The organism is Aquabacterium olei (assembly GCF_003100395.1).
In the GTDB taxonomy this organism is placed as follows: domain Bacteria; phylum Pseudomonadota; class Gammaproteobacteria; order Burkholderiales; family Burkholderiaceae_C; genus Aquabacterium; species Aquabacterium olei.
On sequence record NZ_CP029210.1, the window covers coordinates 598,491 to 619,272 of the forward strand.

General features: G+C 70.3%; 19 protein-coding genes and 1 riboswitch. Of the genes, 7 read left to right on the plus strand and 12 right to left on the minus strand.

The genetic code is table 11. The features are described 5' to 3' along the window. Window positions 1-18 precede the first annotated feature (18 nt). Window positions 19-603, minus strand: a complete 585-nt coding sequence (locus tag DEH84_RS02635; RefSeq protein ID WP_245932663.1) for a DUF2242 domain-containing protein — start codon at window positions 601-603, stop codon at window positions 19-21. Window positions 604-623: 20 nt separating this feature from the next. Continuing rightward, window positions 624-875 (minus strand): DUF3297 family protein, encoded by a 252-nt coding sequence (locus DEH84_RS02640; protein WP_109034526.1) that lies wholly within the window; start codon window positions 873-875, stop codon window positions 624-626. Between the two features lie 114 nt (window positions 876-989). On the opposite strand from DEH84_RS02640, the gene DEH84_RS02645 reads away from it, so the two are divergent. Next, window positions 990-1,880: a MipA/OmpV family protein gene (locus DEH84_RS02645; protein WP_159098820.1), complete on the plus strand. Its 891-nt coding sequence runs from the start codon at window positions 990-992 to the stop codon at window positions 1,878-1,880. A gap of 12 nt (window positions 1,881-1,892) precedes the next feature. On the opposite strand, the gene DEH84_RS02650 is transcribed toward DEH84_RS02645, so the two are convergent. Then, window positions 1,893-2,768, minus strand: a complete 876-nt coding sequence (locus DEH84_RS02650; protein ID WP_109034531.1) for an AEC family transporter — start codon at window positions 2,766-2,768, stop codon at window positions 1,893-1,895. Window positions 2,769-2,932: 164 nt separating this feature from the next. Here DEH84_RS02650 and DEH84_RS02655 point away from each other — a divergent pair, with 164 nt between their 5' ends. Next, on the plus strand, window positions 2,933-3,205 hold the full coding sequence (locus DEH84_RS02655; protein WP_109034534.1) for a hypothetical protein: 273 nt from the start codon (window positions 2,933-2,935) through the stop codon (window positions 3,203-3,205). Window positions 3,206-3,512: 307 nt separating this feature from the next. On the opposite strand, the gene DEH84_RS02665 is transcribed toward DEH84_RS02655, so the two are convergent. From DEH84_RS02665 to DEH84_RS02675, 3 genes are read right to left on the minus strand one after another with little or no spacing between them, the layout of a single operon-like run. Next, on the minus strand, window positions 3,513-4,799 hold the full coding sequence (locus tag DEH84_RS02665; protein ID WP_109034536.1) for a cytochrome P450: 1,287 nt from the start codon (window positions 4,797-4,799) through the stop codon (window positions 3,513-3,515). 48 nt (window positions 4,800-4,847) lie between these two features. Further along, window positions 4,848-5,399, minus strand: a complete 552-nt coding sequence (locus tag DEH84_RS02670) for a hypothetical protein (protein WP_109038171.1) — start codon at window positions 5,397-5,399, stop codon at window positions 4,848-4,850. 51 nt (window positions 5,400-5,450) lie between these two features. Further along, the gene (locus DEH84_RS02675) at window positions 5,451-6,947 is read right to left on the minus strand and encodes a bifunctional aminoglycoside phosphotransferase/ATP-binding protein (protein WP_245932664.1); all 1,497 of its coding nucleotides are present in this window, start codon (window positions 6,945-6,947) and stop codon (window positions 5,451-5,453) included. A 44-nt stretch (window positions 6,948-6,991) separates the two neighbouring features. Here DEH84_RS02675 and DEH84_RS02680 point away from each other — a divergent pair, with 44 nt between their 5' ends. Continuing rightward, the gene (locus DEH84_RS02680) at window positions 6,992-9,328 is read left to right on the plus strand and encodes an ATP-dependent DNA helicase (RefSeq protein WP_109034538.1); all 2,337 of its coding nucleotides are present in this window, start codon (window positions 6,992-6,994) and stop codon (window positions 9,326-9,328) included. A 15-nt stretch (window positions 9,329-9,343) separates the two neighbouring features. Here DEH84_RS02680 and yiaY read toward each other — a convergent pair whose 3' ends face one another. Beyond that, a complete protein-coding gene (yiaY, locus tag DEH84_RS02685; RefSeq protein ID WP_109034541.1) occupies window positions 9,344-10,495 on the minus strand; it encodes an L-threonine dehydrogenase in 1,152 nt (383 codons plus the stop codon). Between the two features lie 208 nt (window positions 10,496-10,703). Between yiaY and DEH84_RS02690 the strand changes: the two genes are divergently transcribed. Continuing rightward, complete coding sequence (locus DEH84_RS02690) at window positions 10,704-11,630, plus strand: histone deacetylase family protein (protein WP_109034544.1); 927 nt, start codon at window positions 10,704-10,706, stop codon at window positions 11,628-11,630. An 8-nt stretch (window positions 11,631-11,638) separates the two neighbouring features. Beyond that, the gene (locus DEH84_RS02695) at window positions 11,639-14,329 is read left to right on the plus strand and encodes a bifunctional acetate--CoA ligase family protein/GNAT family N-acetyltransferase (protein WP_109034547.1); all 2,691 of its coding nucleotides are present in this window, start codon (window positions 11,639-11,641) and stop codon (window positions 14,327-14,329) included. Between the two features lie 51 nt (window positions 14,330-14,380). Here DEH84_RS02695 and DEH84_RS02700 read toward each other — a convergent pair whose 3' ends face one another. The 3 genes from DEH84_RS02700 to DEH84_RS02710 all read right to left on the minus strand — a co-directional run bounded on the left by DEH84_RS02700 (window position 14,381) and on the right by DEH84_RS02710 (window position 17,004). After that, on the minus strand, window positions 14,381-14,890 hold the full coding sequence (locus tag DEH84_RS02700; protein WP_109034549.1) for a 6,7-dimethyl-8-ribityllumazine synthase: 510 nt from the start codon (window positions 14,888-14,890) through the stop codon (window positions 14,381-14,383). Between the two features lie 121 nt (window positions 14,891-15,011). Then, a riboswitch (FMN riboswitch) is annotated at window positions 15,012-15,168 on the minus strand. Window positions 15,169-15,214: 46 nt separating this feature from the next. Further along, window positions 15,215-15,616, minus strand: coding sequence for a hypothetical protein (locus DEH84_RS02705; RefSeq protein ID WP_425428985.1), 402 nt, complete (start codon window positions 15,614-15,616; stop codon window positions 15,215-15,217). A 77-nt stretch (window positions 15,617-15,693) separates the two neighbouring features. After that, a complete protein-coding gene (locus DEH84_RS02710) occupies window positions 15,694-17,004 on the minus strand; it encodes a DEAD/DEAH box helicase (protein WP_109034551.1) in 1,311 nt (436 codons plus the stop codon). 259 nt (window positions 17,005-17,263) lie between these two features. On the opposite strand from DEH84_RS02710, the gene DEH84_RS02715 reads away from it, so the two are divergent. Beyond that, window positions 17,264-18,517, plus strand: coding sequence for an MFS transporter (locus DEH84_RS02715; RefSeq protein WP_109034553.1), 1,254 nt, complete (start codon window positions 17,264-17,266; stop codon window positions 18,515-18,517). Beyond that, a complete protein-coding gene (locus DEH84_RS02720; RefSeq protein ID WP_245932665.1) occupies window positions 18,514-19,404 on the plus strand; it encodes a 2-keto-4-pentenoate hydratase in 891 nt (296 codons plus the stop codon). Before DEH84_RS02715 ends, DEH84_RS02720 begins: the two co-directional genes overlap by 4 nt. A 15-nt stretch (window positions 19,405-19,419) precedes the next feature. Here DEH84_RS02720 and gloA2 read toward each other — a convergent pair whose 3' ends face one another. Together gloA2 and DEH84_RS02730 are read right to left on the minus strand one after the other, a co-directional pair. Further along, the gene (gloA2, locus tag DEH84_RS02725; RefSeq protein ID WP_109034555.1) at window positions 19,420-19,812 is read right to left on the minus strand and encodes an SMU1112c/YaeR family gloxylase I-like metalloprotein; all 393 of its coding nucleotides are present in this window, start codon (window positions 19,810-19,812) and stop codon (window positions 19,420-19,422) included. Between the two features lie 9 nt (window positions 19,813-19,821). Continuing rightward, window positions 19,822-20,730 (minus strand): LysR family transcriptional regulator, encoded by a 909-nt coding sequence (locus DEH84_RS02730; protein ID WP_109034557.1) that lies wholly within the window; start codon window positions 20,728-20,730, stop codon window positions 19,822-19,824. Window positions 20,731-20,782: the final 52 nt, after the last annotated feature.

The following is a 20,782-nucleotide window of genomic DNA, read 5'->3' on the forward strand; positions in this document are numbered from 1 at the left end:
CGACGGGCCGTGGCGCGTTCAGGGTGTGGGCGTCGGGGCGGCCGCGGCGGGCACGCTGTCCATGGCAAGGTAACTCTTGATGAGCGTGAACAGGCGGTCGTAGAACTCGCCGAGCTGGATGGTCTGGCTGCCGACGCGGGTCAGACCCTCGCTGGTTTCACCAAAGGGCACGGACAGCGAACCCACCGAGCCCACGCCCACGCTGGCCGAGTTGCTGACGCGGCGCACGGTGTAGGTCTCCTGCACGGCGGCGGCAAAGGCCATGCTGATGGCACCGTCGCCATCCGGCACGCAGACCACGCGGATCACCATCTCGATGTGCGAGCCGACATCGGGCTGGAAGTTCTTCTTGCCTTCGACGAGGGCGGCGTCGTTCACCGTGACGAGGTAGCCCTGACTGAGCAGAGCCAGCCGGGCCGAGCGGCACACCGCGGCCGGTGGGGCATCGAACAGGCGCGAGAAGGTCTCGCCGGACGCGAAGCGTTCTTGCGGCGGATAGGGCTTGTTGCGCTGCAGCGCGCTGCAGCCCGAAAGCGCCACGGCGCCGAGCAGCAGCGCGGCCAGCAGGCGGGCGCGCGGGCGAGAAAAGGAAGAGACCGGCACGGTGTGCAGCAGTGTGGCCTTCAACGGTAGAAGACTTCGACCTTGCCCTTGAGCTTGATCAGCAGCGGGCGGCCCTTGCGGTCCACCGTCTTGCCGGCGGCGACCTTGACCCAGCCTTCGCTGATGCAGTATTCCTCGACGTCATGGCGCTCCTTGTCGTTGAAGCGGATGCCGATGTCGTGGGCCAGCACGGTGCGGTCGTGGTGCGGGCTGCGGGGGTCGACGGCCAGATGGTCGGGCAGGGCGGGGCGTTCTGCGTGGTTGTCGCTCATGGAAAGATCGGACGGATGACGAAAAAGGCCTCAGTGTAGGGCTGTCTGCCCATGGTGGACACGGGGTGCCCGGCATGGGGTAAGGTTGTCGCGATGAAGCCTGCCGGAGTGCCTATGTCTGCCCGTTCTGCCCGCCCACTGCCTGCCATGTCGATGAAGCGCTGGGCCGCCCTGACGGTGCTGTGTGGGGCGCCGTTGCTGGCCGCGGCACAGGTGTCCGGCACGGGCAGCGCCGACGCACCCGCCGGGCCGGGATTGCGGCCGCTGTGGGAGGTCGGGGCCGCCGGCATCGGGGTGTCGCAGCAGGCGTATCCGGGGTCCGAGCAACAGGTTCGTCGCGGGCTGGTGCTGCCGTATTTCGTCTATCGGGGGCGTTTCCTGCGGGCTGACCGTGAGACCGCCGGCCTGCGCGCGGTCAAGACCGAGAACTATGAATTGGACGTCGGCTTTGCCGCATCGTTCGGGTCGCGCTCGCGCGACATCGACGCACGCAATGGCATGCGGGACCTCGGTACGCTGGTCGAATTCGGCCCGCGGTTGAAGTGGTTTCTGGGCGCCGGGCCGGGCGGCGGGCGCTGGCGCCTGGATCTGCCCGTGCGGGGTGTGTTCGACCTGAGCGATGGGGCAGCGCACCGTGGCATGGCCTTCGAGCCCGAATTGCGCTTCGAGCGCCGGACGCTGGGCGGGTGGTTGTACGGGGCCAGTGTGGGCGCCGTGTTTGCCGACCGGCGGCTGGCCTCGACCTTCTACGAGGTGCGTCCCGGCGAGGTGCTGCCCGACCGGCCAGCCTACCGGGCCCAGCCCGGCCTGGTGGCCTGGCGCCTGGGCGCCTCGATGTCGCGCCCGCTGGGCACCGACTGGCGCGTGTTCGGTTTTGCCCGGCTCGACTCCGTGGCGGGCGCCGCCAACGAGGACAGCCCGCTGGTGCGCCGCACGACGGGTGGCACCGTGGGGCTGGGCTTCATCTACACCTTCATGCGTTCGAGCGCCACTGGCAACGACTGAGCCTCGAGGGGCTTACTGCAGCGCCATGGCGAGGGCCACCGGCAGCGACACCAGCGCCATCAGGTTGCCGATCAGCACCACCGAAGCCACCTTGTCGGGCTCGTGGCCGTAGCGTTCGGCGAACATGTAGTTCAGCACGGCAGGAGGCAGCGAGCCGAACACCAGCAGCAGGGCCTGCTGCATGGGCGGCAGTGGGATCACCGCGATCAACGCCCACGCGATCAGCATGCCGCTGACCGGACGCAGCACTGCACCGAACAGCCCGAAGCGCACGGCTTCGATGCGGGAGGCAGCCAGCCGCACCCCCAGGCTCAGCAGCATCAGCGGCACGGCGATCTCACCAACCATGCGGATGGCGGTCAACAGGGGCGGCCACACGCTCAGCCCCGAGATGCTGACGGCAATGCCGGCCAGCGCAGCGAGGATGGTGGGGGTGCGCCACACGGTGAGCAGCCGCGCATCGCGATCAAGCAACCAGGTGCCGAAGCCGTAGTGCAGCAGGTTGGCGACCACGAACATGGCGACAGCCGGCGCCAGGGCCGTGTCGCCAAACGCCAGCACCGCCAGCGGCAGGCCCAGGTTGCCCGAGTTGTTGAACATCATGGGTGGCACCAGCGTGTGCGGTGCGGTGCCCGTGAGGCGGGCCGCGCCCCATGCCACGGCGCCCGAACCCAGAATCAGCAGCGCAGCCGCGAGCAGCAGCGGGCCGAAGCTCAGCAGGTGGAAATCCTTGCTGGCCATGGCCGAGAAGACCAGGGCGGGCGTGAAGACGTCCATGTTGAGCTTGTTGGCGTGGCTCAGGTCGGGCTGCAGGCGCCGGCCGACGATGAAGCCGAGCGCGGTGATGGCAAACAGCGGGAACAGGATGGCGACGATGCGTTCGAGCATGGAGGGGATTGTTCACTGTGCGCACAGCGCCCGTCGGCAAGGGGTGGCAATGTTTGCCGTCATGGGTGCAGACCGGGCGGGCGTGCCGCCGCAACGGGGGCGGGAACGCGACTTGCCGAACTGATCGTAGCCGGCAATCTCGCCGGCATGTCAGGAGAAACACCATGGCTGAGAATCGCAACGACATCACCAACACCCAAGGTCAGCAAGGGGGCCAGCAAGGCCAACAGGGCCAGGGTCAGAAGCAGCAAAGCCAGCAGAACCAGCCGGGCAAGCAGCAGCCGGGGCAGCAAGGCCAGAACCCGGGCCAGCAGCAGCAGGACATCCCGGGCTCGCAACGCGAGCAACAAGGCGGCAACATGGGCGGCAACCAGGGGAGCAACCAAGGCAGCAGCCAGGGTGGCAGCCAGCAAGGCCGCAACGACCAGCAACGCTGAGTGGCTTGATGCCGCCCGTCACGTCGCCCTGCGGGGCGGCCTGGCGGGCGGTCAGGCGATGCGCAGGGTGTGACGCCCCGCGCGCTTCGCTTCGTACAACTGGCCGTCGGCCAGCGCCATCAGGGCCTCGAGCGAGGTGGCCTGAGGGTGGGACGAGAGGGCACCGCCCAGACTGAGCGTCAGGCATCCCCCGCGGGATGGCCGTTGATGACCGCCGCGATCGCCAGCGAGGTGATCCGCGACGGCACGAAGCGCACCCGCACGCGCAGGTTGGCCAGCACGATGAAGATGACCGACGCTCGTCCAATCAGGCGATGCGGCGTACGCGTTCGATCACGAAGCCCGCACGGGGCAGGGCGGGCAGGCGGCGCATGTTCAGCGCAAGGCGCTGCACGGGCACGTCGAAGCGCATCACGTGCAGCAGGATGTCGAGCGCGAGGAGCATCAGCCGGGCCGTCAGGTCTTCGCCGGGGCAGCGGTGCTGCAGGTGGGGATCGCCACCGCCGTGCGGAACGAAGGCGGCCGATGCCGCCTGGCGGGCCCAGCGCTCGGGCGAGAAGGTGTCGGGCCCGGGCCAGCTGCGCGGATCGTGATTGGTGCCGTACAGGTCGAACAGCGCGCGGCGGCCGGCCTCGAAGTGCAGGCCCTGCCAGTCGAAATCGGCACGCACGCGCGCGGCCACCGCCGGAAAGAAGGGGTAGTGGCGCCGAACCTCCTGCACGAAGCCCATGGCATCGGGACCGGATGCCGCTCCCGCGAGCCGGCTTTTCCAGACCGGATGCGTGTGCAGCGCGTGGGCCAGCAGCGTCATGTAGACCGACACGGCCACCGTGGGCCGCAGCACATTGAGCAGCTCCACGGCGGCGACGCGTGGCGGCAGCAGGTGGCCCTCCAGATCCCGGTGGGTGCTGATGGCGTGGGCCGCGGTGTCCGTGGGCAGGCGGGTGTGCCCGGTCCGCGCAGCGGCGATCAGCGGCGTGAGCCAGGCCTCGGCCTGGCGTCGGGCCCAGCGTGCATGCAGGTGGGCCACGGGGCCGGCCGCGGCGTCCTCGAAGAGTGCCACCAGCTGGGCGGTGCGCCGTGGCAGGTCGTCATCGGCCAGGGGCACCCCGGCCCATTGACACACCGCGCGCGCCAGCACGGGCTGCAGGGCCCGGTACAGCGAGAAAGGGGGCGAGAGGATCCAGTCGTGCAGGCTGGCCAGCCATTCGCGGCGGACCAGCTCGATGAGCCGCTGCAGGCGTTCGGGCGCCGTGATCGCCATGAACAGCGCCTTGCGGTGGCGATGCCGGGCGTGGTCCAGGCCCTGTACGCCCCCCTGGCCAAACAGCGTGCTGACCAGGGCAGGGGGCGCGGCCCCCTGTCGCTGGAACAGGCTGTCGTCGTAGAACAGACGGGCGGCCTGGGGGCCGGTCAGGCACAACGTGGGCTGAAGCAGCAATCGGGCCTCGAACACGTCGCTGCCCAGCAGCGCAGCCTGGCGGCCCAGGAATCGATACGGGTCGGCACGCCATGCCAGGGTGCTGTCCCACGCCGTCAGTTTCGGGATGCCGGTGCCGGCGGGCAGGGTGGGGGGATTGGAGGCAGGGCGCATGGCGGAAGAAAGGCGTGCGCGCCCAGCCGGCAACAGGCGTGCCGCCCCTCAGAAGCTGCGGACCACGCGCAGGCTGATGGGCCGCAGGCGGGCCAGGGCCAGGCGCGTCTGCTCCGGGCCCACTGGGTGGACGACCACCGCCCATCGGCCATGGCGCAGCGCGCGGCGCACCCGGCTGATGACGCGTCCGTGGTCAGGCCGCATCGACAGCAGGCCCCCCACCAGCAGGCCGAACGTGGCACCGAAGCCGGCCATGCTGACCCAGGCCATGAACGGGGTGCTGCGGATGGCGGCGGCGCCGGACAGCCACCATCCTGCGAACAGCAGTGTGCCGGCCAAACCGCCGAGCAGGCCCAGCGTGAGGTGGGCGCGCAGGATGGTGCGCCAGATGCCGCCCTGCTCGGGTTCGACCTGGCGTGCGAGCAGATCGCGATCACGCAGGTTGCCGACCTCCGGGCCCAGCAGACGCACTTGCGGCGCGCTGAAGCCGGCCCCTTGCACCAATTGGCTGGCTGCGGTTTCTGCACTGGCGCGGTCCACGAACAGACCGGCCACCTTGGTGAGCGAACGTTCGCCGAACAGGGCCTGTTGCCATCGCATGGTGATGTCCTCCTGCGTGCGAGCGGCAAGCGGCGTGCCTGCGTCAGGCACTCAAGGGGGCGGCATCACGCTGGGGAGTTCGTCGGCCGTGATCGGCTCGGCCCATGCCTGCTGTTGTGCCAGCACGCCGGCATCGGCCTCCGACGGGTCCTGCCCCTGTGCGGCCCGGTGTGCCAGGCGTTGCTGCAGCACGGCCGGTGGCGCCTCGCAGTGCAGGATGCGGAAGCGGGCGCCGTGCTGGTCGGCCAGCGCGCGACAGGCCACCCGTTCGGCCCGGCGCAGGAAGGCCGCATCCAGGATCACGGGCCAGCCGGCTTGCAGCAGCTTGGCCGCGCCGTCCATCAGGTGGGCATAGGTGCGCTGCGTGGCCTCGGCGGTGTAGATGCCGCCGGGCACGTGGTCTTGCGAGCGAGCCTGCGCAGGCAGGCCGAACAGCCGCTTGCGCTCGACGTCGGCGCGCAGGCGGATGGCGCCGGTGACCTGCAGCAGGCGCAGGGCCTGGTGGCTCTTGCCCGAGCCCGACAGGCCGTGCGTGATGGTCAGCGTGGGCGGCGCGGGGTGGGCCAGCCGCTCGGCCAGGGCCAGGTAGTCGGGGCCGTCGGGCAGGGCATCGGGGGGCGCATCCTGCGTGCGCAGCCGGGCCACCAGCGCCCGCACGGTGGCGCGGTAGACGAGGTCGGCGCGCAGCACGGCCACACCGGCATGGTCGCCGGTTTCATCCAGCCAGGCATTGAGCAGACGCCAGCCCAGGTCGGCCCTGCCATGGGCGGCCAGGTCCATCACGGGGAAGGCGATGTCGGTGATCGGGTCGATCCATCGCAAGGCCGGATCGAACTCGATGCAGTCGAAGGCGGTCACCTCGCCGTCCGGCAGGCGGATGAGGTTGGCCAGATGCAGGTCGCCATGGCACTCGCGGATGTGGCCGGCCGCGTGCCGCGCCTGCCAGACGGGGCGCAGGGGTTCGATGGCCTGGGTGACCCAGCACTGCAGCGCCGCCACCCGGGCCGTGTGTTCGACATCGACCTGCGCGAGGCTGCCAAGCGCCTCGGTCAATGCGGCCGCGCGATGCTCGGCGGTGCCCCACGCGCGCTCGGCCGGGGCCACGGGGGCCGCCCTGTGAAAGGCCGCCAGCCGGTGCGCCAGGCGGTCGATGTCGGCCTCGGCCAGCGTGCCGGCGGCCAGCTGCTCGGTGAACAGGCAGCCGGGTGGAAACTGCTGCATGCGCAGCACGGGTGAGAGTGCGGGCCCCGTGCCGTCGATGCCTGGCTCATCGGGTGAGCCCGTGATGTTGCGCACGTCGAGGTAGAGGCGGGGCGCCAGCCGCTGGTTCAGCGTGCATTCGGCCTCGCACAGGGCGCGTCGGGTGGCGGTGGTGCGCGCATCCAGAAACGGCAGGTGCACGGGCTTCTTGATCTTCCACGCGTGGGTGCCGTCCAGCAGCACCCACGAGATGTGGGTTTCGATCAGCCGCGCGGACCAGCGCCGCTGCAGGGCGTGCACGGCCCGTGCGATCGCCTCCGCCGTGGGTTCGCTCATCGGATCGGTCATCAGGGCTCCACGGGATCTGACCCGACTGTACACTCGCGCCCGTCATGCCCCACGCTCCCGACACGGCGCCCGCGGCGCCTTCCGGCACGCCGACGTACACCGTCGCGGTGCGCACGCTGTGCGCCTTCACTGCACGCGCTGGCGACCTGGATCTGCGCTTCACGCCCGCGCCGACCGCGCTGGAAGGCCAGGAGGGCCATGCCCTGGTGGCCGCCCGGCGCGGTGCGGGCTGGCAGGCCGAGCGCCCCTTGAGCGGCACCCTCGGCGCGCTGACGGTGCGCGGCCGGGCCGACGGGTGGGATGCCACCCGCGGCCGCCTCGAAGAGATCAAGACGCACAAGGGCCGGCTGGACGACCAGCCCGCCAACCACCGGGCCTTGCACCGCGCGCAGTTGCGCGTGTACGGCGCGCTGCTGTGCGCCGAGCTCGGCCTGCCCGAGGTGGAACTGGCGCTGGTCTACGTGGACGTGGCCTCGCAGCAGGAAACCGTGATCATCGAGCGCGCGTCGGCCGCCACGCTGCAGGCCGAGCTGGAAGAGCGCGCCGGCCGCTTTGCCGCCTGGGCTGCGCAGGAAGCCGCACACCGGTCGGCGCGGGATGCCGCCCTGCATGCGCTCGCGTTTCCGCATGCGGGCTTTCGCACCGGGCAGCGTGAACTGGCCGAGGCGGTGTACCGTGCTGCAGTGCGGGGGCGCTGCCTGCTCGCGCAGGCGCCCACGGGCATCGGCAAGACGGTGGGCACGCTGTTCCCACTGCTCAAGGCCATGCCGGTCCAGCGCATCGACAAGGTGTTTGCGCTGAGTGCCAAGAGCGCGGGCAAGGGGCTGTTCCTTGAATCGCTGGCCCAGCTGCAACCCCCGGGCGAGCCGGGCGCGCGCCTGCGTGTGCTCGAACTCGTGGCGCGCGACAAGGCGTGCGAACACCCGGACAAGGCCTGCCACGGCGATTCCTGTCCGCTGGCGCGTGGCTTCTACGACCGCCTGGCCGCGGCCCGGCAGGCCGCCATGGCCTTGCCGCAGATGGACCGCGACAGCGTTCGGACGCTGGCCCTGGCGCATGGGCTGTGCCCCTACTACCTGGCGCAGGAGCTGGCCCGTTGGGCCGATGCGGTGGTGGGCGACTACCACTACTGGTTCGACGTGCACGCCCTGCTGCATGCCTTGACGCAGACCGAAGGCTGGCGCGTGGGCGTGTTGGCCGACGAGGCGCACAACCTGATCGACCGGGCGAGGGGCATGTACTCGGCCGCGCTGTCGCAAACGGCCCTGCGGGGCCTGCGCACGGTGGCGCCCGCGGCGCTGAAGGGCACGCTGAGTCGGCTTCAGCGGGCGTGGGGCACGCTCAACCAGGCGCTCGACGCCACCGACGCCGCCCCCGGCGACTGGCGCGTGCTGCCCGACCTGCCCACCCGCTGGCTGAGCGCGCTGCAGCAGACGGTGGCCGACATTGGCGCCTGGCAGGCCGACCACCCCACCGAGGTCGAGCCGCTGCTGCAGCGCTTCTACCTCGATGCCATCGGCTTCGTGCGCCTGGCCGAGACGCACGGCCCGCACGCCATGGTCGACCTGGGCCTCGAGCCCGGCAGCACCGGCGCCCGGCGCAGCACCACGCTGACGCTGCGCAACGTGCTGCCCGCCCCCTATCTGCAACCGCGGTTTGCGGCCGCGCACACGGTCACGCTGTTTTCGGCCACATTGCAGCCGCCGGCGCACCACCTGCGCCTGCTCGGTCTGCCTGGCGACACGGTGGTGATGGAGGTGCCCACGCCATTCCGCGCCGAGCAATTGCAGGTGCGCGTGGCTGCCGGCCTGAGCACGCGCTGGAAGGACCGTGCCGCCTCACTGCCCGGCATCGTGGCCCTCATGGCCGACACCTGGCGCCGGCACCCGGGCAACCACCTGGCCTTTTTCAGCAGCCACGATTACCTGCAGCAGGTGGCCGATGCCTTCGAGCGGGCTCACCCCGACATCCCCGTGTGGCGACAGGCTCGCCGCATGAGCGAGCCCGAACAGGCCGCCTTTCTGCAGCGTTTCCAGCCCGAAGGGCAGGGCATCGGTTTCGCGGTGCTGGGCGGCGCCTTTGCCGAAGGCGTCGACCTGCCGGGCCGGCGCCTCATCGGCGCCTTCATCGCCACGCTGGGCCTGGCGCAGGTCAACCCCGTCAACGAGGCGCTGCGCGAGCGGCTGGATGCGCTGCTCGGGCCGGGGCAGGGGCACGATGCCGTCTACCTCCACCCGGGCATCCAGAAGGTGGTGCAGGCCGCCGGCCGCGTGATCCGCACGCCGGACGACCAGGGCACCGTGGTGCTGATGGACGACCGCTACGGCCGCCGCGCAGTGCAGCGGCTGTTGCCGTCGTGGTGGCGTATCGAGCGCGCCTGAGTCACATCGCCGTGCTCACAGCGCGGCGCGGTAGATCTCGCAGACCTCTTCGAACGTGGGCTGCACCGGGTTGGTGGCGCCACATGCGTCCTTCATCGCGTTCGCGGCCAGCGTCGGGATGTCGGCCTCCCTGGCGCCCAGTTCGCCCGTGCCGGAGGGGATGCCGACATCGCGCGCCAGTTCGCGAATGGCCTGCAGCGCGCAATCGGCGCCCGCCTGTGCATCGAGCCCGCGCACATCCACGCCCAGCGCCTGCCCCACATCGGCCAGCCGGCGGCCCGCTACCCGCGCGTTGAAGGCCTGCACGTGCGGCAGCAGGATGGCGTTGCACACGCCGTGGGGCAGATCGTAGAAGCCGCCGAGCTGGTGGGCCATCGCATGCACATAACCCAGCGAGGCATTGTTGAACGCCATGCCGGCCAGGAACTGCGCATAGGCCATCTGCTCGCGGGCAATCAGGTCGTCACCGTGCTGCACGGCCTGGCGCAGGTGGCGGCCCACCAGCGTGATGGCCTGCAGGGCGCAGGCGTCGGTGATCGGTGTGGCCGCGGTCGACACATAGGCCTCGATGGCGTGCGTCAGCGCGTCCATGCCGGTGGCGGCCGTGAGTGCCGCGGGCATGCCGGCCATCAGTTCCGGGTCGTTGACCGACAGCACCGGCGTCGTGTGCTTGTCGACAATGGCCATCTTCACGTGGCGGCGGTCGTCGGTGATGATGCAGAAGCGGGTCATCTCGCTGGCCGTGCCGGCCGTGGTGTTGATGGCCACCAGCGGCAGTTGCGGTTTGGCCGACTTGTCCACGCCTTCGTAGTCGGTGATGTGGCCGCCGTTGGCCGCCACCAGGGCAATCGCCTTGGCGCAGTCATGCGGCGAGCCGCCGCCCAGCGAGATCACGGCATCGCAGCCACTGCTTTGCAGCAGCGCCAGGCCGTCTTCCACGTTGGCCACATTCGGGTTGGGCTTGACGTGATCGAAGACGACCGAAGTGACGCCGTGCTGACCCAGCAGTTCGGTGACGCGCCCCACCAGTCCCGTGCGCACCAGCGGCGCGTCGGTGACAACCAGGGCCTTGCGCCAGCCGCGCTCGGCAATCTGCTGCACTGCGTCGGTCAGGCAACCTCGGCCCATGAGGTTGACGCTGGGGATGAAGAAGGTGGTGGTGCTCATCGGTGGGGCCTCCTGGGTCCGTTCTATGGGGTGTTGAGTCAGGGGACCTTAGCGGCGTGCGCAACGCAGGGTTTTGACCTGGCGCACACCTTGATGGCGCTTGACGGCGTGCCCGGTGCTGTGTCAATTTGAGGCATTGCGTTTCAGACCCCCCGTCCTAAACTGGTCTTCACAAGGAGCCGCCAAGACGGCCCGAAGGAGACTTTTCATGCTGGCTGCCTACATCACGCACGCCGACTGCGCCCGTCACGAGATGGGCCCGCAGCACCCGGAGTGTCCCGAGCGCCTCGGCGCGATCAACGACCAGTTGCTGGTCAAGGGCCTGCTGGACTACATGCTGCCGTACGACGCGCCGCTGGCCACCGAAGAGCAGCTGGGCCGCGCGCACTCCAGCCTGTACGTGCAGGAGCTGATGGCCATGGCGCCCACCGAGGGCCATGTGCAGGTCGACCCGGACACCAGCATGAACCCGCACACGCTGAAGGCCGCCTTGCGGGCTGCCGGGGCCGCGGTGCAGGCCACCGACCTGGTGCTCGCCGGCGAGGTGCCCGCCGCGTTCTGCGCCGTGCGCCCGCCCGGGCACCATGCCGAGCGTGCCGCGGCCATGGGCTTCTGTTTCTTCAACAACGTGGCGGTCGGCATCCGTCATGCGCTGGACGTCCACGGCCTCGAACGGGTGGCCCTGATCGACTTTGACGTGCATCACGGCAATGGCAGCGAAGACATCTTCCGTGGCGACAGCCGGGTGCTGATGTGTTCCATCTATGAAAAAGGGCTCTATCCTTTCAATGGCGAGAACGCGGTCGGCCCGAACATGGTCAACGTGGGCTTGCCGACGCGGTCGGGCAGCGATGCCTTCCGCGATGCCGTACTGACCCACTGGATTCCGGCCCTCGATGCCTTCCGCCCGCAACTCATCTACATCTCCGCCGGCTTTGACGCCCACCGCGAAGACGACATGGGCAACCTGGGCCTGGTCGAAGCCGATTACGAATGGGTCACGCAGCAGCTCCTGGCCGTGGCCAAACGCCATGGTCAGGGGCGTGTCATCTCATGCCTGGAGGGCGGCTACGTGCTCAGCCCCCTGGGTCGTTCGGCAGCCGCACACGTCAAGGCCTTGATCGGTGCGGACTGACTCTGCACATGGACCAGCACTACCTCACCCCGCTTTTCGCCCCCCGCTCCATCGTTGTCTTCGCCGGCCAGGCCGGTGAGCCCGAGGCGCTGTCGTCCCATGCCCGTGCGCTGCTCGCGGCCCTGAAAGCCCAGCGCTACCAGGGCAGCCTGCAGTTCGTCGACACGCAGACCAGTGGCACGCTGGCCGACCTGGCCCAGGTCAAGGCCGATCTGGCCCTGATCGCGCTGCCGCCGGCCGAGATCGCCCCGGCGATGGAGCTGGCCGCGCGCATGGCGTGCCGCACGGTGATGGTGCTGTCCAGCGGGATCGGGGCCGAGTTGGCCGGTGAACTGCACCGCCTAGCGCGGCGCGAGGGCCTGTACCTGCTGGGCCCGAACTGCCTGGGTTTCCAGCGTCCGGTGCTGGGCCTGAACGCCGGGGCCATCGGCAACCTGGCCGAAGCCGGCCCGCTGGCGCTGGTGTCGCAGTCGGGCTCGCTGACGGCGGCCATGCTGGACTGGGCCGAGAAGAATGCGGTGGGCTTCTCGTCGGTCGTGTCCCTCGGCCCGCACACCAGCGTGGGGCTGGCCGAAACGCTCGACTTCCTGGCCAGCGACCCGCACACCAAGAGCATCCTGGTCTACATGGAAGGCATCTCCGACGCGCGCCGCTTCATGAGCGCGCTGCGCTCGGCCGCCAACGCCAAACCGGTGCTGGTGCTGAAGTCCGGCCGCCGTCCGGAAGGCAACGAGGCCGCGCAGACGCACAGCAGCGCCATCGTCGGCAGCGACGACGTGTTCGATGCGGCCCTGCGCCGCGCGGGCGCCGTGCGCGTGAAGTCCTTTGTCGAGCTGTTCTCGGCGGCCAAATGCCTGGCCTCGCGCTACCGGCCGGTGGGCAAGCGCCTGGCCATCGTCACCAATGGCGGCGGGCCGGGCGTGCTGGCAGCCGACTGGGTCAACGAGATCGACCTGCAGCTGGGCCGGCTGGCGCCCGAGGCGGCGGCCGCACTGCGCCCGCAACTGCCCGAGCTGGCCTCGCTGGCCGACCTGATCGACCTGTCGGAAGACGCCGGCCCCGACCACTACGAAGCGGCCATCCAGGCCGCCAACCACGACCGCACCATCGACGGCCTGTTGGTCATCTATTCGCCCAAGGTGGGCGGCGACGCGCTCGCCGTGGCCCAGGCCGTGGCCCGGTGCAAGGCCGCGATCGCCAAGCCGCTGCTGTCGTGCTGGATGGGCGATGCCTCGGTGGGTGAGGCCCGCGTGGCGCTGAACGACGCCAGCATCCCGAGCTTTCGCACGCCCGAGGCGGCCGTGGGCGCCTTCGGCAACCTCTCGCAGTTCTATCAGAACCAGCTGCTGCTGCAGCAGACCCCGCCGCCGCTGACCACCCTGGCCAAGCCCGACATCGAGGGCGCGCGCCTGGTGATCGAAAGCGTGCTGGCCGAGCGCCGCAAGGTGCTGACCGAGATGGAGTCGAAGACGCTGCTGTCGGCCTTCCACATCCCGGTGACGGAAACCATTCTGGCGCGCAGCGCGCACGAGGCCATGATGATCGCCACGCAGATGGGCTTTCCGGTGGCGCTCAAGATCGACTCGCCCGACATCAGCCACAAGTCGGACGTGCAGGGCGTGGTGCTCAACATCATGAACGGCACGGCGGTGCGCGACGCCTACAACGACATGATGGAGCGCGTGAGCCACCTGCAGCCCAAGGCCCGCATCAACGGCGTGACGGTGCAGCAGATGGCGCGCACGCGCCGTGGTCGCGAGATCTACATCGGCGTGGTCACCGATGACCCGTTCGGGCCGGTGATCGCCTTCGGTGCGGGCGGCACGATGATCGAGCTGATCAACGACCGCGCGATGGAGCTGCCACCGCTGAACCAGTATCTGGCGCGCCGGCTCATCGAGCGCTCGCGCGTGGCCGAGACGCTGGGTGACTGGCGTGGCGCCGGCGCGGTCGACATGGAGGTGCTCGAGCAGGTGCTGTTGCGCGTGTCGGAGATGGTGTGCGAGCTGCCGCAGCTGCGCGAGATGGACATCAACCCCATCATCATCGACGAGCATGGTGCGGTGGCGGTCGATGCCCGCATCGTGATCGACAGTGCAGCCCAGGCCATCGGGGGCCGGGCGAACGCCTATGGGCACCTGCCCATCCTGCCCTACCCGGCGCGTTTCGAGCAGGTCTGGCCGATGCGCGGCGGTGGCGAGTACACCGTGCGCCCCATCCACACCGCCGATGCGCAGATGCTGCAGGAGCTGGTGCACAACCTCTCGCCGGAGAGCCGCTACTTCCGCTTCGTGTCGTCGATGACCGAGCTGCCGCCGGCCATGCTGGCCAAGTTCACGCTCATCGACTACGACCGCGAGATGGCGCTGGTGGCCGTCTACAAGGAACGCCACGCCGACGAGCAGGGCGAGATCACCGAGCGCGAACGCGTGATCGGGGTGTCGCGCTACATCACCAACCCCGACCAGACCACCTGCGAGTTCTCGCTGGTGGTGGCCGATGACTTTGGCGGCAAGGGCCTGGGCTCGCGCCTGATGGAAAGCATCATGGACGTGGCGCGCGAGCGCGGGCTGGCCGAGATCCAGGGCCTGGTGCTGGCCAACAACGACAGCATGCTGCGCCTGATGCGCAGCCTGGGCTTCACGGTCAAGTCCTATCCGGACGACCCCGACTTCAAGCTGGTGACGCACGCCCTGTGACGGGCGCGGTTTGAGCACGGGGGCCGCATGTGGCGAGCCCCCGCGGGTGCATCAGGCCGTGACGGCCGCCACCTGCTGCAGGCTGGCCAGCGTCATCACGCAGGCCCGGGCGGCCTCGGCGCCCTTGGTCACGAAGTGCGTGTGGAAGTAGCGGTGATGCTGGTCGTGCTCGTGGAAGTGGTGCGGCGTGAGCACCACCGAGAACACGGGCACCTCGGTGTCGAGCTGCACGCGCATCAGGCCGTCGATCACGGCCGTGGCCACGAAATCGTGCCGGTAGATGCCGCCGTCGACCACCAGACCGGTGGCCACGATGGCGTCGAAGCGGCCGGAGGCGGCCAGCTTCTTGGCATGCAGCGGGATCTCGAAGGCGCCCGGCACGGTGAACACCTGCACGGCATCGGTGGCGCAGCCCAGGCGGGCCAGTTCGGCGAGAAAGCCTTCGCGGGCCTGGCCGACGATCTCGGTGTGCCAGCTGGCCTGGATCAGGGCCACGCGGGGGCGCTGCGGCAGCTTGCCGGCAGCAGGAAGGGAAGCAGAAGGAAGGTCAGACTGATTCATGGCTCGTGAAACGACAACGGGTCCAGAAATCAGGGCGCACGACAACACCGCCCGTCTGGCGCGCGCAGGCGTGTGCCGCCGCGAAGGCGCACGCACCCGCACCCGTCCAGCGGGGCAGGGATCGCGCTCTCTTTCATCCGGACTGTGACCGTCGGCCCTGGCATCTGACCAGGTCTGCTGACCCTCGCCCTGCCGAAGCAGTGCGAGGCGCTCGCGGGCTCGAGGCCCGAAGGCCTCCTACCGCCGGTGGGGAATTCCGCCCCGCCCTGAGAACGCTCTGCCCCGGCCGGCGAAGGCCGGAGCAGGCGACCATTGTAGGGGCGCTCACATCGGCCCGGGCAGCAGCTTCAGTCCGAGCAGCAGCACCGAGGTCACGGCGTTATAGGTGATGCCCAGCACCGCCTGCACGTAGAACACGGCCGACAGCACCTGGGCGCTGAAGCCGTGCTCGATCACCACGGCCAGGCCAAAGCACAGGGCCGAGTACACCGCCCAGCGCCGCAGGTAGGTGGGCAGCCAGCGCACCTGCTGCTGGTTGTGGCGCCACGCGGCCGCGCGCTCGAAGAGGTTGGGCCGGTTGACGTCGCGGAACAGCCAGCCGAAGAACCAATAGCGGTACAGCAGCTGCCGGAAGGGCAGTGGCACGGGCACTGTGTCGTCCGTCATCACGCCGACGGTGCGGCCGCTCAGTGAAGGCGGCGGGTTGTCTGAACGGGAAGAGGTCATGGCGCGCTCCAGGCCGATGCGCCCATGGTGCCAAGGCCGGCCGCCGATCAGGGCCGGGACAGACCCGACCTTGTGCCTCAGAGGGCTTTGCGGCGCGGTGTGCGAGCGGCGTCGGCTGCGGCCTGTGCTGCCTGTTCGCGCAGCTTGTCCTTCTTGCTCTTGCGCCGGCCCTTGATGCCTCCGGTGCCGGGCGGCGTGCCGGGGGCGTCCGCCGTCGTCTCGTCGCCATTGGCCGTGGCCGGCTGCGGACGGGGCTCGATGCCAGGCACGGTCTCGCGCGGCACACGCAGGCCCTGGCGCTTCTCGATCAGGCGGAAATGCGATTCGCTCTCGGGCGGCACGAAGCTGTAGGCCGTGCCCGCCTCGCCCGCGCGGCCGGTGCGGCCGATGCGGTGGATGTGATCGGCCGGCGAGCGCGCCAGGTCGTAGTTCACCACCACCGGCAGGCTGGCGATGTCGATGCCGCGGGCGGCCACGTCGGTGGCGACCACGACCTGAAGCTCGCCCTGCTTGAGCGCGGCCAGCGTGGCGCGGCGCGTGCCCTGGCTCAGCTCGCCATGAAAGGCGGCTGCGTGCACGCCATTGCGGGCGAGCTTGTGCGCCACCAGCTCGGCGCCGTACTTGCTGGCCACGAAGACGAGCATGCGGTCGTTCGGGTGCTCGTTTGCGATCAGGTGGCGCAGCAGCATGGTGCGCTGCTCGGCGTCGACCACCAGCGCGCGCTGGCGGATGTCGGGCAGGGTCTCAGGCGCATCGGCGACCGTGACCTGCACCGGGCGATGCAGCACGTGCTCGGCCAGCCCGGCCACCTCGTCCGGGTACGTCGCGGAGAACAACGCCGTCTGGCGCCGCGCCGGCAGCCACGACAGGATCTGGGACAGCTCGTCGGCAAAGCCCAGCTGCAGCAGGCGGTCGGCCTCGTCCAGCACCAGGGTGGCCACGGTGGACAGCGTCAGGGCCCGGTGCTGCACCAGGTCGATCAGGCGGCCCGGCGTGGCGATGACGAGGTCGGCCCCGCCGCGCAGGTGCATCAGCTGGGGGTTGATCGACACGCCGCCGTACACGACGGCAAGTTTGGGCCGCTGCGGCCAGTCGGCACACAGCTCGGCCAGCGTGGCGCCCACCTGATCGGCCAGTTCACGCGTGGGCACCAGCACCAGGCCGCGCACGGCACGGGGCGTGCGGCGCTCGGCCTGCAGCCAGTGCGCCAGCAGGGGCAGGGCGTAGGCCAGGGTCTTGCCCGAGCCGGTCTGGGCCTGGGCCAGCATGTCGCGGCCAGCCAGCAGCGGCGGCACCGCTTCGACCTGAACCGGGGTGGGGGTGGACAGGCCCAGGGTGCTCAGGGCATTGAGCAGGGCGGAAGGCAGGGCCAGATCGGCAAAGGACATGCGGGGGCGGGGGCCGGGGGCCGTTCGGGTGCAGCAGGGGGCGCGGGGCCCAAGGGCGCGAGTGTACGCGGCGGGGCTCGGCTGCGGGGGCGGTTGTCCCCATTTCCTGTGGACAACTTTGTTGGCAAGCGGGGGGGAACCGGGTTTCTCCCAGGGAAGCGGGCTGGGGTGCTCGGAAATGTGGCAATCCACAAGGCCCTGCGCGGGCCCGACGGGGAAGGCTTGGCGACAATCCGGGTTTGCGTCCCATCTGTTTCCCATGACCTCCTCTGCCAGCGACACCGCCCCGGCGACCACGCCGATGTGGACCCGACGCGGCACGGCCGCCTACCGCCGCATCAGCGTCGCCCTGTTCCTGGCGGGCTTTGCCACGTTCTCGCTGCTGTACGGCGTGCAGCCCCTGTTGCCGGCCATCGCACAGGCCTTTGGTGTGAGCCCGGCCGAGAGCTCGCTGGCGCTGTCGCTGTCGACAGGCATGCTGGCGTTCGCCATCCTCGGGGCCGGCGCAGTGTCGTCGGCCGTGGCGCGCCGGCCGCTGATGGGCGCGTCGATGTGCGCCGCGGCGGTGCTCAACATTGTGGCCGCGCTGGTGCCCGACTGGCATGCGCTGCTGGTGGCGCGGGCCGTCGCGGGCTTCGTGCTGGGCGGGGTGCCGGCGGTGGCCATGGCCTACCTGGCAGAAGAGATCGAGCCGCCCGGTCTGGGCCTGGCCATGGGCCTGTATGTGGGCGGCACGGCCTTCGGCGGCATGATGGGCCGCATCGGCATCAGCGTGCTGACCGAGTTCATGGGCTGGCGCGCGGCGCTGATCTGCCTGGGGGTGATCGGTCTGGCGGCCGCGGCCGGGTTTGCCGCGCTGCTGCCCGCCTCGCGCAACTTCGTGCCGCGTCGGGGGCAGGCCTGGTCCGACCATGTGGGGCACTGGGCTGCGCACCTGCGCCAGCCCGGCCTGCCGCGCCTGTTTGCGATCGCGGGGCTGCTGATGGGCGCCTTCGTGACGGTCTACAACTACATCGGCTTCCGGCTGGTGCTGCCGCCCTATGACCTGAACCAGACCCAGATCGGGCTGATCTTCACGGCCTATGTGTTCGGCATCGTGTCTTCGGCGGTGGCCGGGGCGCTGGCCGATCGCTTCGGTCGCTGGCCGGTGATGGTGTCGGGCATGGTGTGCATGGGCGCTGGTCTGATGCTGACCTGCGTGACGCCGCTGGGGGGCGTGGTGGCGGGCATCGTCGGGCTCACATTCGGCTTCTTCGTGGCCCACGCCGTGGCCAGCGGCTGGGTGGGGCGCCTGGCCGTGGGCAGCAAGGGGCATGCGTCGTCGCTGTACCTGCTGTCGTACTACCTGGGCTCGAGCGTCATGGGCTCGGTGGGCGGGTGGTTCTGGGGTCACGGGGGCTGGTGGCCGGTGGCGGGCTTCACGCTCGTGTTGGTGGGGCTGGCGCTGTGGTCGGCCTGGGGCCTGCGGCGCGTCGATGTCGCGCGGCAGCCGGGCGCTACGATGGGTGCATGAACGCCGCCCTGACGCCCGCCCCGCTGTACCCCCATCTGACGCTGAACGACGAAGCCCAGCTGGCCCCCGACCGCCTGGCGGTGCTGGCCGAGGCCGGTGCGGTGCTGGCCGAACGCCGCCGTGGCGGGCGCCGTGGCCCCTTGCTGCCGGATGCCATGCGCCCACGCACCCATGCCGAAGCGCTGGCCGTGCAGGCGGCGGTGGCGCGGTTGCTGGGCTGGCCGGTGGCCGGCTGGAAGTGCGCCTTGCCCGCGCCGGGCAAGCTGGTGGTGGCGCCCATCTACGCACCCACGGTGTGCCGGGCAGAGGCAGAGGGCCCGCGGTCTGCAGCGCCCGTGGCCACCGCCTGGCCGTGGGTGGGCGATGGCGCCCCGGCCGTGCGGGTCGAGCCCGAACTGGCCTTCGTGCTGGCCACCGACCTTCCCCCCCGCGCGGAGACCTGGTCGCCCGCCGAGGTGGATTCGGCCGTGGAGGCCACGCACCTGGCGCTGGAGCTGATCGATTCGCGCTATGCGGCCGATGCCGCGCCCTCTTTTGAAGACAAGCTGGCCGACGGGCTGGTGAACCAGGGGTTGTTCGTCGGTCCTCGGGTCGATGGTGAGGCGGCCCGCAAAGCCGTGCGCTTCCCCATCACCATTCAGATGCCGGGGCAGCCGGATGCGGTGCGTGACGGCGTGATGCCCGATGGCTTGCCGCGCGGCCCGTTGCACTGGCTGGCCGAGTTTCTGCGACAGCAGGGCACAGGCTTGCGGGCGGGGCAGGTGGTCATCACCGGTTCGTATGCCGGGGCGTTCGACCTGCCGTGCGGTGTGCCGGTTCAGCTGCGCTACGGCACGCTGGGCACCCTGTCCGTGTGCCTGCACGCCCGCACCGGCGGTCTCGATTGACCTGGCAGGCCTGGCCTACCGAGCGGTTTCGTACAGCTCCAGCGGCAGATCGTCGGGGTCGGCGAAGAAGGTGAAGCGTTGCCCGGTGAGCTCGTCCACGCGGATGGGTTCGACCGCGACGCCATGGGCCTGCAAGTGGGCCACCGCAGCATCGAGGTCTTCGACCGAAAAGGCCAGGTGGCGCAGGCCCCGGGCTTCGGGATAAGACGGCCGTGGCGGCCGATCGGGAAACGAGAACAGTTCGAGCTGTCCACCGTCCGGCAGGGCGAGGTCGAGCTTGTGTGACTGGCGTTCGGCCCGCCAGGTTTCGGCCAGCACGCGCAGGCCCAGCACCTCGGTGTAGAAGGCCTTGCTGCGCGGGTAGTCGCCGCAGATGAGGGCGACGTGGTGGATGCGGGTGAGCTGCATGCGCCGATGTTAGCGAGCCTGCGGTGCGGTGATCGCCTGCACCAGCGTGGCGGCGACCAGGGCGCGGAAGGCCTGCAGCAGCGGCGAGTCATCGCCCCGGCGCTGGCTCATCACGACGGGTGAGTCGACGCCCTCCTCGCGCAATGGGCGGTAGGCCACGTCCTGGCGCTGCAGGGCCTGCACGGGGGCGGGCACCAGCGTCACCCCGATGCCGGCGGCCACCAGGCCGATGGCGGTCTGCATCTCGTTGGCCTCCTGCACGATGCGGGGGCGCAGGCCGCGCGCCTCGAAGTGGGCCAGCATCTGGTCGGCATAGCTCGGGCGCGTCTGCGCGGGGTAGAGCAGCAGCGGCTCTTCAGCCAGGCGGGCCAGCGGCAGGCGCTTGGTGGCCAGCAGCCGGTGGCGGGCGGGCAGGGCGGCCACGAGCGCATCGCGCGCCACCACCTCGCTGGCAATGGCCACGTCGGCCAGTTCCAGCCGCCCGAAGCCGACGTCGATGCGGCCGGCCTTCAAGGCCTCGTACTGGCGCACGGTGGTCAGCTCGCTCAGGCCGACCTCGACGCGCGGGTGCGCCTCGCGGAAGCGGCGGATCACTTCGGGCAGGAAACCGTACAGCGTCGAGGGCACGAAGCCGATGCCGAACCAGCCCTGGTGGCCCTCGGCAATGCGTCGCGTGGCGCGGGCGGCCTCCTGGATGCGGTTCAGGCTCTGCACCACCTGGGCATGGAAGTAGCGGCCGGCCGGCGTCAGGGCCAGCGGCCGCGCAGAGCGGTCGAACAACTCGGCCCCGAGTTCGTCTTCCAGCTGACGGATCTGCCGGCTCAGCGGCGGCTGGGCAATGTGCAGCTTCTCCGCGGCGCGGCTGAAGCTCAGCTCGGTGGCCACGGCATCGAAGTAGCGCAGGTGACGCAGTTCCATGTGTATACCTGTGGGGTATGGGATTGGACCCATTCGATATTGGACGGGCCGA

What these genes read in the sequence shown, in the direction of transcription:
- DEH84_RS02640 (WP_109034526.1), bottom strand. Translation starts at nt 875, where the DNA reads ATGAGCGACAACCACGCAGAACGCCCCGCCCTGCCCGACCATCTGGCC.
- DEH84_RS02645 (WP_159098820.1), top strand. Translation starts at nt 990, where the DNA reads ATGTCTGCCCGTTCTGCCCGCCCACTGCCTGCCATGTCGATGAAGCGC.
- DEH84_RS02650 (WP_109034531.1), bottom strand. Translation starts at nt 2,768, where the DNA reads ATGCTCGAACGCATCGTCGCCATCCTGTTCCCGCTGTTTGCCATCACC.
- DEH84_RS02655 (WP_109034534.1), top strand. Translation starts at nt 2,933, where the DNA reads ATGGCTGAGAATCGCAACGACATCACCAACACCCAAGGTCAGCAAGGG.
- DEH84_RS02665 (WP_109034536.1), bottom strand. Translation starts at nt 4,799, where the DNA reads ATGCGCCCTGCCTCCAATCCCCCCACCCTGCCCGCCGGCACCGGCATC.
- DEH84_RS02670 (WP_109038171.1), bottom strand. Translation starts at nt 5,399, where the DNA reads ATGCGATGGCAACAGGCCCTGTTCGGCGAACGTTCGCTCACCAAGGTG.
- DEH84_RS02675 (WP_245932664.1), bottom strand. Translation starts at nt 6,947, where the DNA reads ATGACCGATCCGATGAGCGAACCCACGGCGGAGGCGATCGCACGGGCC.
- DEH84_RS02680 (WP_109034538.1), top strand. Translation starts at nt 6,992, where the DNA reads ATGCCCCACGCTCCCGACACGGCGCCCGCGGCGCCTTCCGGCACGCCG.
- yiaY (WP_109034541.1), bottom strand. Translation starts at nt 10,495, where the DNA reads ATGAGCACCACCACCTTCTTCATCCCCAGCGTCAACCTCATGGGCCGA.
- DEH84_RS02690 (WP_109034544.1), top strand. Translation starts at nt 10,704, where the DNA reads ATGCTGGCTGCCTACATCACGCACGCCGACTGCGCCCGTCACGAGATG.
- DEH84_RS02695 (WP_109034547.1), top strand. Translation starts at nt 11,639, where the DNA reads ATGGACCAGCACTACCTCACCCCGCTTTTCGCCCCCCGCTCCATCGTT.
- DEH84_RS02700 (WP_109034549.1), bottom strand. Translation starts at nt 14,890, where the DNA reads ATGAATCAGTCTGACCTTCCTTCTGCTTCCCTTCCTGCTGCCGGCAAG.
- DEH84_RS02705 (WP_425428985.1), bottom strand. Translation starts at nt 15,616, where the DNA reads ATGACCTCTTCCCGTTCAGACAACCCGCCGCCTTCACTGAGCGGCCGC.
- DEH84_RS02710 (WP_109034551.1), bottom strand. Translation starts at nt 17,004, where the DNA reads ATGTCCTTTGCCGATCTGGCCCTGCCTTCCGCCCTGCTCAATGCCCTG.
- DEH84_RS02715 (WP_109034553.1), top strand. Translation starts at nt 17,264, where the DNA reads ATGACCTCCTCTGCCAGCGACACCGCCCCGGCGACCACGCCGATGTGG.
- DEH84_RS02720 (WP_245932665.1), top strand. Translation starts at nt 18,514, where the DNA reads ATGAACGCCGCCCTGACGCCCGCCCCGCTGTACCCCCATCTGACGCTG.
- gloA2 (WP_109034555.1), bottom strand. Translation starts at nt 19,812, where the DNA reads ATGCAGCTCACCCGCATCCACCACGTCGCCCTCATCTGCGGCGACTAC.
- DEH84_RS02730 (WP_109034557.1), bottom strand. Translation starts at nt 20,730, where the DNA reads ATGGAACTGCGTCACCTGCGCTACTTCGATGCCGTGGCCACCGAGCTG.